The 12912-nt window shown below is 69.5% G+C and carries 14 protein-coding genes; 4 read left to right on the forward strand and 10 right to left on the reverse strand.

The features are described 5' to 3' along the window. Positions 1-138: 138 nt before the first annotated feature. The 10 genes from PUR53_RS41010 to PUR53_RS41055 all read right to left on the reverse strand — a co-directional run bounded on the left by PUR53_RS41010 (position 139) and on the right by PUR53_RS41055 (position 8267). The gene (locus PUR53_RS41010; RefSeq protein WP_329911946.1) at positions 139-708 is read right to left on the reverse strand and encodes a hypothetical protein; all 570 of its coding nucleotides are present in this window, start codon (positions 706-708) and stop codon (positions 139-141) included. A 204-nt stretch (positions 709-912) separates the two neighbouring features. Then, positions 913-1323 carry a hypothetical protein gene (locus PUR53_RS41015; RefSeq protein WP_443080421.1) on the reverse strand — a complete coding sequence of 137 codons (411 nt, stop codon included), beginning with the start codon at positions 1321-1323 and terminating at the stop codon, positions 913-915. A gap of 106 nt (positions 1324-1429) precedes the next feature. Then, complete coding sequence (locus tag PUR53_RS41020; RefSeq protein WP_329911950.1) at positions 1430-3154, reverse strand: relaxase/mobilization nuclease domain-containing protein; 1725 nt, start codon at positions 3152-3154, stop codon at positions 1430-1432. Further along, positions 3151-3777, reverse strand: a complete 627-nt coding sequence (locus PUR53_RS41025; protein WP_329911952.1) for a plasmid mobilization protein — start codon at positions 3775-3777, stop codon at positions 3151-3153. Before PUR53_RS41025 ends, PUR53_RS41020 begins: the two co-directional genes overlap by 4 nt. Beyond that, positions 3774-4010, reverse strand: coding sequence for a hypothetical protein (locus tag PUR53_RS41030; protein WP_329911954.1), 237 nt, complete (start codon positions 4008-4010; stop codon positions 3774-3776). Before PUR53_RS41030 ends, PUR53_RS41025 begins: the two co-directional genes overlap by 4 nt. Positions 4011-4095: 85 nt before the next feature. Next, the gene (locus tag PUR53_RS41035; protein ID WP_329911956.1) at positions 4096-4287 is read right to left on the reverse strand and encodes a hypothetical protein; all 192 of its coding nucleotides are present in this window, start codon (positions 4285-4287) and stop codon (positions 4096-4098) included. Next, a complete protein-coding gene (locus tag PUR53_RS41040) occupies positions 4284-5879 on the reverse strand; it encodes a hypothetical protein (protein WP_329911958.1) in 1596 nt (531 codons plus the stop codon). The genes PUR53_RS41035 and PUR53_RS41040 overlap by 4 nt, the downstream gene beginning before the upstream one ends. Next, positions 5876-6520: a WhiB family transcriptional regulator gene (locus tag PUR53_RS41045; RefSeq protein WP_329911960.1), complete on the reverse strand. Its 645-nt coding sequence runs from the start codon at positions 6518-6520 to the stop codon at positions 5876-5878. The genes PUR53_RS41040 and PUR53_RS41045 overlap by 4 nt, the downstream gene beginning before the upstream one ends. 158 nt (positions 6521-6678) lie before the next feature. After that, on the reverse strand, positions 6679-7377 hold the full coding sequence (locus PUR53_RS41050) for a zinc finger domain-containing protein (protein ID WP_329911962.1): 699 nt from the start codon (positions 7375-7377) through the stop codon (positions 6679-6681). Positions 7378-7379: 2 nt separating this feature from the next. Beyond that, positions 7380-8267 (reverse strand): helix-turn-helix domain-containing protein, encoded by an 888-nt coding sequence (locus tag PUR53_RS41055; RefSeq protein WP_329911964.1) that lies wholly within the window; start codon positions 8265-8267, stop codon positions 7380-7382. An 884-nt stretch (positions 8268-9151) separates the two neighbouring features. Between PUR53_RS41055 and PUR53_RS41060 the strand changes: the two genes are divergently transcribed. From PUR53_RS41060 to PUR53_RS41075, 4 genes are all read left to right on the forward strand, one after another. Further along, on the forward strand, positions 9152-9589 hold the full coding sequence (locus PUR53_RS41060; RefSeq protein WP_329911966.1) for a helix-turn-helix domain-containing protein: 438 nt from the start codon (positions 9152-9154) through the stop codon (positions 9587-9589). Positions 9590-9719: 130 nt separating this feature from the next. Next, entirely contained in the window at positions 9720-10148 is a 429-nt protein-coding gene (locus tag PUR53_RS41065; protein ID WP_329911968.1) for a secondary metabolite protein, read from the forward strand. Continuing rightward, positions 10145-11341 (forward strand): MAB_1171c family putative transporter, encoded by a 1197-nt coding sequence (locus PUR53_RS41070; protein ID WP_329911970.1) that lies wholly within the window; start codon positions 10145-10147, stop codon positions 11339-11341. Before PUR53_RS41065 ends, PUR53_RS41070 begins: the two co-directional genes overlap by 4 nt. Next, positions 11338-12753, forward strand: coding sequence for an amidase family protein (locus PUR53_RS41075; RefSeq protein ID WP_329911971.1), 1416 nt, complete (start codon positions 11338-11340; stop codon positions 12751-12753). Before PUR53_RS41070 ends, PUR53_RS41075 begins: the two co-directional genes overlap by 4 nt. The last annotated feature ends 159 nt before the right edge of the window (positions 12754-12912 follow it).

Here is a 12912-nt window from a genome sequence, read left to right on the forward strand (position 1 = left end):
GGCTCCGTGCTTACACCGGCTGGCTCCTACGTCTCCTTCAAGCCGCCCCCGAGGGATCCCGGGGGACGGATGCAGCAATGGCGCCCCGGCCGATTCGCTCGGCACAGGGCGCCATTGGGGAGGGGGAGAAGAGGAGTGTCAGCGGGTTGCTGTCGCCTTGGCGAGAGCCGTGCCGAGGTGCTGGTCGACGAGGGCCGGTGCTCCCGAAACGGTCAGCAGAACGTTCCCGAAACGGATCGCGGTCTGCTTGATCAGCCTGTCCTGCCCGTCGGCGGAGAAGGTGAGGAGCATGCTCCACTGCTCGTCGCCGAGCCGGGGAGCGGACACGCGCTGTGTGGTGACGTCGATCGACGTGCTGCCGGAGACGATCTGATACTCCGGGCATCGGGTCATGGCCGTGAAGATCCGTCCGGTGTTGTCGGAGAGCTTGCCCGCGGTGTCGCTGTACAGCTCCTCCGACACCGCCGAGTTGCTGTCGCCGCCGTAGACGAAGGACACCTTCGCCTTGCGGGGGAAGGCGAACGAGGGCGAGGCGGCTGCGCTGCTGCCCAACGTGTCCAGGGCGGGGCAGCCGAGGACGGTGACATCGTCGTGCTCGGCAGGACGCTCGGGCGTGCGAACGTAACCGCTGCCAAGGTCGCCCTCGTCGAGCAGGAGCTTCGCCAGGGCGGCTGACGACAGCGGCGATGTCTCCCGCTCACCGTTCACCGGGGTGCCGGAGCGAGAGGGGATGAGGCGGTAGGCGCGGTTTGGCTGGAGGTGGTGGAACAGGCGGGCAGGACGAGGACGGTGACGGCGGTGAGGCCGAGGACGGTGGTGGTGACGCGGACGCACACGGACGGACCCCTTGTACTGGGCGGCAGGTTGGGCAGTACAGGCCCGCAGGCCCGGTGGGGTCGTAGGAACTGGGGGTCAGTGGCCGAGGTGGCGCAGACAGTCCTCGAACGAGACGTGCGTCGCGTCCGAGGGGCCGGAGTGCCGGTTGTACCAGGCGGTGTCGAGGCGCGTCTCGTGCTGCTGGTGGCCAGCCCGGCAGCGCAGCCAGATCTCGCCGCGGGTGGAGATGATCAGCCAGTCCCGGTACGCGGCGCACTCGGTACAGGCGACGACCTCGCCGTCGAGGACGATCGGCCAGGGCCAGGACGTCACCTGGCCCGCGACCTGGTCGTGGCTGGGCACCCGCAGCTCCGGCGGCAGGAAGTCGTCCACGACCGCCGCCGGATCAGCAGGCGGTTCCGGGACGGTGGCCGCGGGGTGTAGCGAACCCTGGCTCGCGATGATGCGCGCCTCGAACTCCGCGTGCCGGCGCTGTATCTCGGCCATCTCTGCCTCCGCGCGGCGGCGCCGTATCCGGTGGAACAACCCAGGTCCTCCTCGTCTCGTCCTGCACACATGATGATCGTGCCGCAACTTCCTGACCAGCTTCCATTCACAAAGTCTGTAGTCCTTGCCTGCGGCTGTGAGATCCGCGCCGTGCCTGTGCGGGGTGCGTGTCCCGGCCCGTCCCGTGGTCGTCGGGCACCGTCGTGGTGGTGTCCGCAGGGAGGTCGGCGGCGCGGCGCAGTCGCCACACGAGCACGTCGCTGACCGACGCCGCACTCTCCAACTCCCGTTGTCCTACTGCTTCGGTGAGAAGGGCGGCCGGGTCGTGGCCGGCGCTCTCGGCGTCGGTGAGGGTGGCGGCGAGGGCGTACCAGCCGGGTTCGGCAAGGATCCGCTCCGCCAGCTCCGGCAGGGCCTCGCGCAGTACGGCAGTCTGCCGCTGTCGTAGGGAGCGGCTGAGGGATCGACCGCGCTGGTAGAGGGCGCCGAGGGGTTGTGCTGCGGCGGACTCGTAGGCGGTCCGCAGATGCTCGGCGGCCCGGGTGGCGGCTTCGGCCTGCTGGGCGTGGCCCTTTCTGGCATGCCAGTGGATGGTGGCGGTGATGAGGAAGAACAGCATGTCGATGGCCATCGCGGTGGTGGCGCCGTCCTCGCCGCGGCCGAGGGCGGGGCCGCTGTGGACGAGGTCGCGGGCGGCCTGCCGCAGTGCCCGGTCGTGCCCGCGTACGGCGCGGACGTGGGAGCGGGAGGCCCGCTCGAACGCCCAGGCCGCTTCGCGCAGTTCGCGGCGGGTGTGGGCGGCGGAAGTCTTCGCCAGCGCGTCCAGGACTTCCCCGGTCGCCGCGATGTACGCGGCGGCCACCGCGTCGTCGCCGTGCTCGACGACCAGCACCGCCTGCCATGCGGCCGAGGCCGTACGCCGGCGCGCGGTGGCCGGGCCGCCCGGCCCCGTACGCACCACATCCTCCTGCCGGGGGGTTGGATCGTCCTGGGCGTTGCCGGACCAGCGTTCCCGGATGCGGGGCAGGGAGAGGTCGGGGGCGAGGCGGGCGCCGGGGTAGAACACTGGCTCGCCGTCCCTGTTGAGGTCGTCGGGCAGGGCGACCTTGTATCCGAGGAGGTCGCCGGAGGGGGCGGCGCGCTGACGGATCAGGAGGCCGGCGGCGGCGAGCCGTTCGAAGAACTCCTCCTCGCTGCTGGCGCCGGCCACCGCCCGCCGTACGGTCTCCCGCAGTTCCTCGCGGGCGGTGCGCTCGCGGCCCTGGCGCTCGGCCTTGTGGCGTTCGGCGCTGGTGGGCCGCTGGGCTGCGGTGCCGTCGCCGGGTGTGACCTGGCGGAGGCCGAGTTCCTTCTCGATGAGCCGGGCCTCGGCCTGTGCGCGGGCCCCGGAGCGGTAGTCGTCGGGGTGGTGGCCGTCCTCGGTCACGAGAGTGGCGACGATGTGGATGTGGTCGTCCGCGTGCCGTACGGCGGCCCAGCGGCAGCCGGACAGCCCGCCGCCGGGGTCGATGCCGGTCGCGGCGACGATCCGCCGGGCAATGTCTGCCCATTCCTCGTCGGAGAGGGTCCGGTCGCCAGGGTCGGCGCGGACGGAGGTGTGCCAGACGTGCTTGACCGGGCGAGCATGCTCAGCGAGCGCCATCACGGGCTGGTCCAGGAGCTGGGCCAGGTCCTGGAGGGTGGCGTTCGGGTCGCGGCCGGGGTCGGGGGACATGCCGTCGAAGGAGGCGACGAGGTGGGGGTCGGTGTGATCCTCGTACTGGCTGGTCGCGTAGAGGTAGTTGAGGAGGCCGATGGTTCGTGATCCCGGGTTGTTGACGCTGGGGATCATGAGCCGTGGTGCTCGATCAGCCGGGTGGCGGCTTCGTGCGCGGTGTCGGCTGCCCGCCGTACTGCGGCGATGGCGGCTTCGAGGTGGGGAGCGTGTGCACCGGAGTTGAGTGCTTTGACGGCCTGGTTGAGGTTGCTGCCGGCCCAGCCGAGCCGACGTCGGCTGTCGAACAGTGCTGTGATCACTTCGCGTTCGTCGGCGATCTCGGCGCTGGTGCGGTCGAGGTCGCGTGCGGCGGCGAGTGCAGCGCGGGCGAGGAACCCGGCGACGGACAGGTTGCACCGGGCGGCGGCGGACTGGATCAGGGCGAACTCTTCGTCGTTGAAACGGGTGTTGGGCTGGTGCAGGCGCTTCTTCTCGGGCGATTGGCGCGGGCGCTGACGGGCACGAGGAGCGTGCTGTCGGCGTACGCGCGGCTCGGTCTGCTTCTCCTCCTCACCCGGCTTCGATCCGCCCTCGGTCGAAGCCTCCAGGGCCTGCGCCCCCTGGTGCAGGCCCTCCCCGCCCCCCTGGGGGGAGGGGTTGGCGGAAGCTACGCTTCCGCCCCAACTTGCTCGCCCCGAGACCGAGTTGGAGTCGGGAGCGAGTTCCGGGGTGTTGCCGTTCCGGGCGGGGTGCGTCATCGGGATTCGAGCCTCGTGATGCGGGTGTGGTGCTGAATGGCTGCGGCCAGCGCGAGGGCGTCGGCCGGTCCCGTCAGGACGCGGACCTCTCCGTCGGGATGGTTCTGGACGAGCCACTGGCCGGTCGGCGTACGGACGGCGGCGTGCAGGAGCCGCCGACGGACCAGGACGTCCGCCCAGGCACCGGCCTCGGCGGCGGTGGGGTCGGATGAGCGAGGGGAACGCGGCGTCATGGGGTACCTCCCTGAATGGGGCGTGGCCCGGCACGGAGCCGGGCCACCAGCGCGGATAGAGGTGGTGAGCTGGGGTTTTGACGGATCAGCCGCACTCGGGGCAGCGCCCGACGTGGCTGTTGAGCGCCCGAGCCATCCGCTGCTTCGTCGCGGCAGCTTGCTTTGCGCTGGACTTCGCCGCTGGCCTGCCCTCGTGCCGCTTGGAGTGGGCGAGCATGAAGCCGATCTCCCGCTCGTACTCCGCGCGGACGGCGTCGAACTGGTGGCAGGTCTTCATCGGGCGGTGCTCCTTGTCTTCGTGGTGTCGTCGCTCCGCAGTTCCTGGAGAACGAGGCTCAGCCGGTCGTTCCGGCCGCCCTTCAGGCCCTCGCGGCGGAGGATCTCCCGCAGCTGGACCCGGGTGACGGCCGCGTTGCCGTCTCGTGCGAGCAACGCGGGAACGTGGGGGCGGACCTGCTGGACGAGCTGGTCCACCGACTGATCCGGCTCGCGTGGCGGGCGCTGTGTCTGCGGGGTCCGGGACCGGCCGCGCTTCCCCTTGTTCTTGGCCCTGGTCTTCGTGGGCACCTTCCGCCGGAGGGGGACCTTGGGTCCCCGGTCCCTGGTGGTATCGGTCCCCGTGTTGGTGTCGGTCGGTCCCTGGTCCCCGCTGGTGTCGGTTCCCGACTCGGTGGCCTTCGGTCCCCGATGCGATTCAGAGGCTTGATCAGGTACTTCGCGAGCCAGATGTTCGGTTCCCATGCCTCGGGGGTCCCCCTCTGTGGCGTCCGGATCGACGGGACCGGTCCCCGGGACGGCAACTGCTTGCGGAGCCTCGGTCCCCACCCTGGTCCCCGAGTTCTCTCCGTCGGTCCCCGCGCCTGTCGATGACTTCGAGGCCGCATTCTCGGGGACCGGTCCCCTTAGGGCGCTCGGTCCCCGGTCCCCGTTCGGCTTATCGGGACCGTGGGGACCGGCTGCGGGGACCGGCGCCTTCGAGGCTGGCGGGGAGGGGACCGTGGCTGGTGTTGTGGTGCTGTGCACCGGGGACCAGGGCGAGGGTAGCGGGACCGTGGCGAGGCCGAGTGCGTGCCGACGGGCGGCGAGCTGGTCGAGCAGTTGTGCGCGCTGGAGGGGGTCGGTGCCGACCGAGGCCGTGGCGACCGCCTTCGACAGGCGCCGCGTGAGGCGTCGGCCGCGCCAGTTTCGCTGCTGCTCGGGTGTGCGCTCGGCGAGGCGGGCGGCGAGGGCGACTGCGCGGGTGGTGGCCCGGTCCCGGGTGATCTGCGCGGCGTCGCGGTCTCGTGTGGCGATGCCGAGGCGGGACAGGAGCCGCTCGCGTGCCTCCCGGCCCAGGACGGCGATCAATCCGTGGGAGCTGGCGCCCGGGGTGCGCAGGCGTAGCTCGATCCCCATCGCTAGGTGCCAGAGCATCGCTGCCATGACCGGTCCGACGAAGGCCCTGACTGTGCCTCCGATGGGACCACTCTCGGCGTAGGCGGGGATCACCTGCACCCCGGTGATCACCCAGACCAGCGTGCCTGGCAGACCGGGAGCGCCCTGGGTGGTCAGGTTCTGGCGTGCCATCAGAGCGGTCGCGAAGAGCGCCAGTTCGGCGGCGGCGAACATGCCGGCGCGCTCGGCTGTGCCGGCCATGTCGAGGTAGTCGGCTGCGAACCGCCAGCTGGTGTCCGCGCTGTAGGCGGTGCAGCCGAGGGCGGCCAAGGCAGCGACCTTTACCGCTGGGCTGCCGAGACGGTTCTGAGGGGGCGTTTTCCGGCGCCGGATCGTCCAGGTGACCAATATCAGCACCAGGCTGGCGGACACCCCAGCGGCGAGGAGGAGAGGGAGTTCCCGGGCAGCGTCGGCAGCCAGAGCAGGGTGGGTCATGCGGCCTTTCCGAGGGTGGCGGGCGCCGGTTTCGGCATTGCCGGACGGGCTACCGGCTGCTGTGTGCCGGGTGCGGCGGGCGCGGGGCTGCCTGCCGCCGAGGCGGTCTTCTTCTTCCGTTTCTTCTTGGGGTGCGGCACGCCGTAGGTGCGGTCGCGGTCGAAGACCTTGTTGGCGGCCTGCCGGAGCAGGTCACGGGCGTGCTTGTGGCTGATCTGCAGGGCGGTGGCGAGCCGGTCGGGCCGCCACCCGCGTACGTAGGCGTGGTCGATGACCACCTGCCGTTCCGCCTCGGTCAGGTGCACGTCGCGTCCCTGGAAGAAGGCCGTCACACGCCGGTAGTCGAGGCGTTTGTGCAGCCCGTCGTGCCAGGGACGTCGCTCAGCTTCGGTGAGGCCGCCCCAGATGCCCTCCTTGAGGACGTTCTCCAGGGCGAAGTTCAGGCAGTCTCGGCGCACTGGGCACCAGCCGCACAGCTCCTTCGCCTCCGCGATGTCCTCGTGGTCCCGGGGACCGGGGAAGAACACGGCGTCGGCGTCCTCGACATCCATACCGTGGCAGGCTCCGCGAGTGTGCCAGTTGGTGTCTGAGATGCCGCGCAGGCCGGTGGCAGGCGCGTCGTGGGTGGTGATGTGGCGCAAGGGGTTCTCCGATGTGCTGCCGTGTCGGTCGGCGGGGCGTGACTCGGCGGCGTTGCGTCGGGTGCTGGCGGCGGCGTGTGGGCGGGCGCTGCAGCCAGGGCGGGACGATGGGGTTGGTGGCTGTGCATTGGGCGGGATGCACGCGCCGGATACGCCGGTCAGGCCATGGCGGTCTGCTGGGCTTGCTGGAAGGTGGCGCGGTGGAGGCGGCCGGGATGCGGGGTGGCGCGTGGTGCGGTTGAGAGCACTCCGTTGTCGGGGCCGATCCGGCGGCGGCGACACGGCTCACCGGGCTGGGCCTTGCACCACTCGCACCCGACGCTCAGGGCATCCGGCTGCCCCAGCGCCACGGCCATTTCGCGGGCTGCTCGGGCGGGCCGGTAGGGCGCGAGGGCGGCTCGTGCGGCGGGCGGTATGCAGGAGCCGACTTCCCGTAGACGGGCCTCCAGCCTCGGGTCGATCCCGTCGCGCCCCGTGGTGATCGCCCGGGCCTGTGCGGGTTGTACGGTGCCGGCGGCAACAGCGCGGCGGGTACCGACCAGTTCGGCGGTCCAGGCGGCTTGGTCGTCCGGATCGGCGGACGGTGTCGGGTCGGAGTGGCGGGCCAGGCGGTCGCGCCGGTAGCTCTCCCAGGGGCGGGCGATGTCCGCGGGCAGGATCTGATACGGCGAGATGCGGATGTGCTGGCGGGCGGCGACGCGGGCGTCCCAGCCGTGCGGAGTGGCCATCGGAACGTCGCCGAGCAGTTCGTGCCATTGGGCGAGCTGGTCGCGTGCTTCGCCCTGGTCGGTGCGGATGGTGCGGGGGTCGAGTCGGCCGATGTAGGCCAGCAGGGCGGCGGTTTCGCGGCGGTCCATGGTCAGCCCTCCGTTTCGGTCGGCTCGTCGAGGGCGGCGAGGAGGGCGGCGGTGTGGGCTTCGGCCCGTGTCATACCGCTCGGCACGGCTGGCCTTTTACCGGGTGCGGTGGAGAGGTTCGGGCGGCTGGGGGAGTGCTCTCGGGTGACCCAGGAGCGCCAGTCGGCAGCCCAGGCACCCGCCGTCCTGGGCTTGAAGTCGGCCCGGTGGGCACGCCACTTCGCGTCGGCTGCCTGCAGGCCCTGCTCGCCGAGACGGTCGAGGTGCCCTTCTTGGCGGAGCCAAGTCTGGGTGGCGGGGTCGACTTGCCACTCGGTAGCCGAGAGGACGGCGGTACCCCCACTGCTGTACCTACGGTTCAAATCCGGTTCACTACGGTTCTGTGTGCCGGTTTCCGGTACATCGCTCTGCCGGTTTCCGGTACGTCGGGGTGCCGGTTTCCGTCGCGGCCTGCCGGTTTCCGGTACTGCCGGTTTCCGGACCCTTGAGGGAGTTTCCAGTACTTCACGTGGGCGGATCCCGCACCGTCGCAGGGCCGAGACCTTGATTGCCGGAGTTGCCTCGTACTCCTCCGTCGGCCCCTCGGCGCCGTCCTCGTTCTCCACGGTCTGTGCAACGGCCTTGGCGGCGAGGGGGAGGCGGTAGACGGTGCTGCGCTGCGGGCCGGTGAGGTCGTCGAGCTGTTCCAGCTCGCCGGAGCGGGCCAGCCGGTCGATGGCCTCGCGCACCGTGGAGATGGAGGCGCGCGTGCGCTTGGCCAGGCTGGAGAGCGAGGCCCAGGAGACGCACTGCTCGTCGGCCACCCGGTCGGCGATCGACAGCAGGACCAGACGCGCGGTCCCCCTGCTGGAGCTGTGCTCCCACACCCACTCGCGGGCTTCGCTGCTCATCGGCTGCTCCCGTTGAGCGGGCGGGGCAGGTGGCCCGCCGGGGCCGTGTTGGTGCGCTCCGGCTCGGTGCGCTGAGGCACTGAGGCGCAGGTGGCTGCCGCGCAGGCCAGGCGGAAGGGCCCTTTGCGCAGGACAGGAGGCATGCGATACTCCCCCTTTGCAGTGTTGCCACGCTGACGCGCCCCTTGGAAGGACTCAGCGTGGTGATGGTGGGCATTCGCCGCCCTTGCCGGGGCGGGTATGCCGCTTAGCGTTCGGCGTCCGCGAGTTACCGCTCGCGGACGCCGTCGCTGTTACAGGACCTTCTCGGTCCGTTCCGTACTTGCTCCTCGCGTCCGTCGTCGCGGGCGGGGTGCCCGAGCGACGACGAACATACGCACGCCGCTGCGTCAAGATCCAGAGTTGGTTCTCAAACTCTGTACTGGTTGCAGAGTGTGACCGGGCGGCCGAGCTTCGTGATCACCGCCGCGTGCGGAGCTGTAGTTGCCGAAGCCTCCGAACTGCCGTTGCCGCAGCTGCTCGGAATGCTTGTGGTGCGACAGGCGTCCGCGTTCAGACTAGAAGCGCGAAGGCGGCATCGAACGCGGCGGATTCCGTTTCCCGAGTAATCCCCGAACGGCTCGGACTTGAGCTTTGTCAGAGGTTTCGCATACGGCGTAGCTCGTATGCGAAAGGGGCGAGAGGCCTGCCGTGACTGTGTCTCCCATCACTCTATTGAACTGATTGCGCATGTGAATACGTGTTTCATGAGGACAAGCTTTCAGTACCAACAGAAGGATGCCGACGGTGGAGAACTTTTCATACCGGGGGAGCCCCAGTCAACACCAGTCAACGATGGCGTACGGTGGTGGTGTCGCAAGGGTCGGATATAGGGGAAGTTGATCATGAGTGACATGACGGGGCGAACGTCCGGAGATGAAGGGGTCGTGTTCCGTGAACGGCTGAACTGGCTGTTCGAGCACGTCCACCCACCCCGGCGGGGGGTCTACAGCAACAAAGAAGTGGCCGCGCGGATCGCAGGCTTCGGAGGCTCGCTTTCCGACTCGTACATCTCGCTGCTGCGCACCGGGAAGCGCGCCAATCCGTCCCCGGAGACCAAGGTGTGGCTGGCCAGGGCGTTCGGGTTCCCGCACGTCTTCTTCGATGACGACGACGTCGCGACCGAAGCGATCCGCCAGTTTGCTGCAGTCAAGTCGAAGCAGGCAGGCATCGAGCACGTCTTCTACCGGATGATCGGTCTCTCCGAAGACGGATTTGCCCAAGTACTCAAGGAAGTTGACAGGGTGAGGGAGCTCGAAGGGCTCCCTCCAGATCCTGAGTGACGCCCTGTCAAATAGATAAGAAGAACGAGAAACAGAGAGAAGTATGTGGTCGTCTCCTCGCCAACAACCGAGTCTCTTGGCGGATTTGAAACTCCCTCAGGTCGATAGCGTCCGTGACCTCCGGCACGAAGTGACTCGCCGGACAGGGCGCACGGTGCACATCGAGGCGGCGGACACCGTTCCAGGGCGGCGCTGCGGTGTCACGTACGTCACTCGGAGCGCCTTCCACATCTTCTTCGACCCGCGGACCAGCCGCGCCCACCAGGACCACGTCATCGGCCACGAGATGGCCCACCTGTTTCTCGGCCACCATGAACGCGGCCCTGCGCCCGAGGCGGAACCGCAGGACATCGCGCCGCTGCTCGACCCGGACCTGGTCGAGATGATGCTCGGGCGCAGCAGCTACGAGGAGACCGAGGAGCACGACGCCGAACTCCTCGCTTCCTACCTGTCCGGCCGCGTTATCGAGCACCGTCTGCGCACCGCGTCCCCGACTGGTGACGAGATACAGGAGCGGGTCGCCCACACCCTTCTCAGCCGCAGAGGGGCCGACCGGTGAAGGACCTCCTGCACCCGATCAGCCTGACTGTGGCGCTGGTCGGCCTCGCCTTCCTGCTCAGAGACCTCCCCGCCCGGCGCAGGGACGCAGCCTGGGCGGCGTTGACGGCCGTGTACCTGCTGTCGGCGCTCAGTTTCCTGTTCTCGATCAGCTCCATGTGGCGGGCCATAGACGACAGCCTCGGTACGCGGAACCTCGCGGTACCCCTGGCCCAGAGCTGCGTGGTGGCATTGCTGGCCTGCCAGCAGGTCGTCCTCAGCTACTGGGGATCACCCGCCGACCGGGCACGTCGAATGTCGCGGAAATGGCTCGGCTCCGGCCTTGCCGTCATCAGCGGGTTGTTCGTGCTCTTCTTCCTACTGACGCCCGCCGTACAGCGGCCGACGGACTTCACGCTGTACTACGCGCACGACAACATCTACGCGACCTACCTGACCCTCTACATCAGCGCCTACACCTTCGCCGAGCTCTACCTCGCCTTGGCGTGCTGGCGCCTGGCCGGCCGCAGCCCGCGAACGGCCGTCCGTATCGGCCTGCGCATCGTCTCCATCGGCGCCGCTGTCACTCTCGGTTACAGCGCCGTTCGCATCGGGAACGTGATCGCTGCCGCCCTCGGAACCTCCCTGGCCGGCTGGGAGGACTTCGCCTGGATCTGCGGCGACGTCGGCACCATCCTCACACTCGTCGGTTGGCTCGTCCCCACCATCACCGCCCAAGTGCAGCGGACTGTCTACGGGATCGGCCTGCGACGGGCACACCGCCAACTGCATCCGCTGTGGCTCGCTTTCCACCGAGCCGTACCCGAAATCGTCCTCACCCCCAACAACAGCACTGCCGGCGACCGTCCGCCCTCACAGGGCATCTCCTTCCAGGTCTACCGCCGCGTCGTGGAGATCCGTGACGGGCAGACAGCCGTCCGCCCCTACCTCGACCACGACGTACGCACGGCCAGCGAACAACGACGCCGGGCTGCCGGGCTCACAGGAGACGAACTCCACGCGGCGATAAGTGCTGACCAGATCCGCGCCGCCTTGACCGCCCATACCCAAGGCACGCAACCGGCTCGGTTGACTGACTTCGCCGACCAGAACATGAAGTCTTCCCACCCCATCGAGGACCTCACCGTCCTGACCGCCGTCGCCCGGCACTACGCCCGGCGTGACGGGTCCGCCCCCAAGGACATCATCCGGTGACCACCGACTACACGGCCCTCCCGGCCCACGCCCAGCTCGCGGCTCTGAACCGGCGCCTCATCTCCAGCCGCGAACTGCTGGAGCTCCACCACCAGCGGATTCAGGCCAGCACCATCAACGCCGTCGTCACCCTGGACATCGAAGCGGCCCGCCAGGCAGCCGATGCCTCGGACGACCGGCGCGCACGGGGCCAGTCCACGGGCCACATCGACGGACTCCCGCTCACCATCAAGGACTCCTTCGAAACCGCCGGACTGCGCACCACGTGCGGGGCCGAAGAACTGCGCCACCACACTCCCACGCACGACGCCGACGCGGTCGCCCGACTCCGCCACGCAGGCGCCGTGATCATGGGCAAGACCAACGTCCCCGCCCACTGCCAGGACCTCCACACCGACAACAGCCTCTTCGGCACCACACGCAACCCGCACGATCCCACCCGCACCCCAGGTGGCTCCTCCGGCGGGGCCGCGGCAGCCGTCGCCGCCGCACTGACCCCCCTAGAACTCGGCAGCGACCTCGCCGGCTCGCTGCGTCTGCCGGCGCACTACTGCGGCACCTATGCCCTGCGCCCCACACAAGGACTCGTCCCCGCCCGAGGGCACATCCCCCGCCCACCCGGCTGGCTGACAACGAGCGACATGCTCACCCCCGGACCCCTGGCCCGCCACCCGCGCGACCTGGCCCTCATGCTCACCGCCCTCACCACGCCGGTCTCGGACGAGCGCACACCCTGGAGCCTGAACCTGCCCGAGCCAACCCAAGACCTGAACGACTTTCGCATCGCCGTCTGGCCCGACGACCCCGACTGCCCCGTCGACGACGCCACCGCAGAAACCCTCGAACAACTCACCCGTCGACTGACCGCCACCGGGGCGCACATCACCCGCACCGCCGGCCCCGTCAGTTTCACTGCATCATCGAGGCTCTTCGAACAACTCCTTTACGCCAACGCCGCCCTCGTCGGCACCGACGCCGCATTCACGGCGGACCAGACCAGCGCACAGCAACTACCCGACGACGACACCTCCCCCCGAGCCACCTTTCTGCGCCACCGCACCCAAGCCCACCGCACCTGGCTGACCGCGAACGAAGAACGCGCTCGCCAACGCGCCGAGTGGACGACGTTCTTCGAACACCACGACGTACTCCTCACCCCGGCCGCCCCCACCCCCGCGATCCCCAATGGCAGCCGCACCCTCTACGTCAACGGGAACGAGCGCAACTTCTTCGACCAGACCGGCTGGACCAACCTCATCAGCCACGTGGGCTTGCCCGCCGCCATCGCTCCCGTCGGCATGGACGACCACGGGATGCCCATCGCCGTCCAGATCATCGGGGCACCGTACGCCGACCGCACGGTGCTCGCCATGGCGGAGCACCTGGCAACCATCACCGTGCACACGGAATGAGGAGCGGGCAGCTGGGGCCAGGAGCGAGGGGTGGCTGGAAGGCTGAGGCGAGGAGTCTCTTGATACCGCTGGAACAATGCCCCGGGACCTCGGGCAGGCGTTGCTCGGTGAGGCAGCTCCGGCCGGCCAGTCTCCGCCCGAAGAGGACCGCATGACCTC

Source organism: Streptomyces sp. SP18BB07, assembly GCF_036322545.1.
Lineage (GTDB): Bacteria > Actinomycetota > Actinomycetes > Streptomycetales > Streptomycetaceae > Streptomyces > Streptomyces deccanensis.

Excerpts from the sequence above, each read along its gene's own strand:
- PUR53_RS41060 (WP_329911966.1), top strand. The coding sequence starts at position 9,152 with ATGAGTGACATGACGGGGCGAACGTCCGGAGATGAAGGGGTCGTGTTC.
- PUR53_RS41030 (WP_329911954.1), bottom strand. The coding sequence starts at position 4,010 with ATGACGCCGCGTTCCCCTCGCTCATCCGACCCCACCGCCGCCGAGGCC.
- PUR53_RS41035 (WP_329911956.1), bottom strand. The coding sequence starts at position 4,287 with ATGAAGACCTGCCACCAGTTCGACGCCGTCCGCGCGGAGTACGAGCGG.
- PUR53_RS41015 (WP_443080421.1), bottom strand. The coding sequence starts at position 1,323 with ATGGCCGAGATACAGCGCCGGCACGCGGAGTTCGAGGCGCGCATCATC.
- PUR53_RS41020 (WP_329911950.1), bottom strand. The coding sequence starts at position 3,154 with ATGATCCCCAGCGTCAACAACCCGGGATCACGAACCATCGGCCTCCTC.
- PUR53_RS41040 (WP_329911958.1), bottom strand. The coding sequence starts at position 5,879 with ATGACCCACCCTGCTCTGGCTGCCGACGCTGCCCGGGAACTCCCTCTC.
- PUR53_RS41050 (WP_329911962.1), bottom strand. The coding sequence starts at position 7,377 with ATGGACCGCCGCGAAACCGCCGCCCTGCTGGCCTACATCGGCCGACTC.
- PUR53_RS41055 (WP_329911964.1), bottom strand. The coding sequence starts at position 8,267 with ATGAGCAGCGAAGCCCGCGAGTGGGTGTGGGAGCACAGCTCCAGCAGG.
- PUR53_RS41025 (WP_329911952.1), bottom strand. The coding sequence starts at position 3,777 with ATGACGCACCCCGCCCGGAACGGCAACACCCCGGAACTCGCTCCCGAC.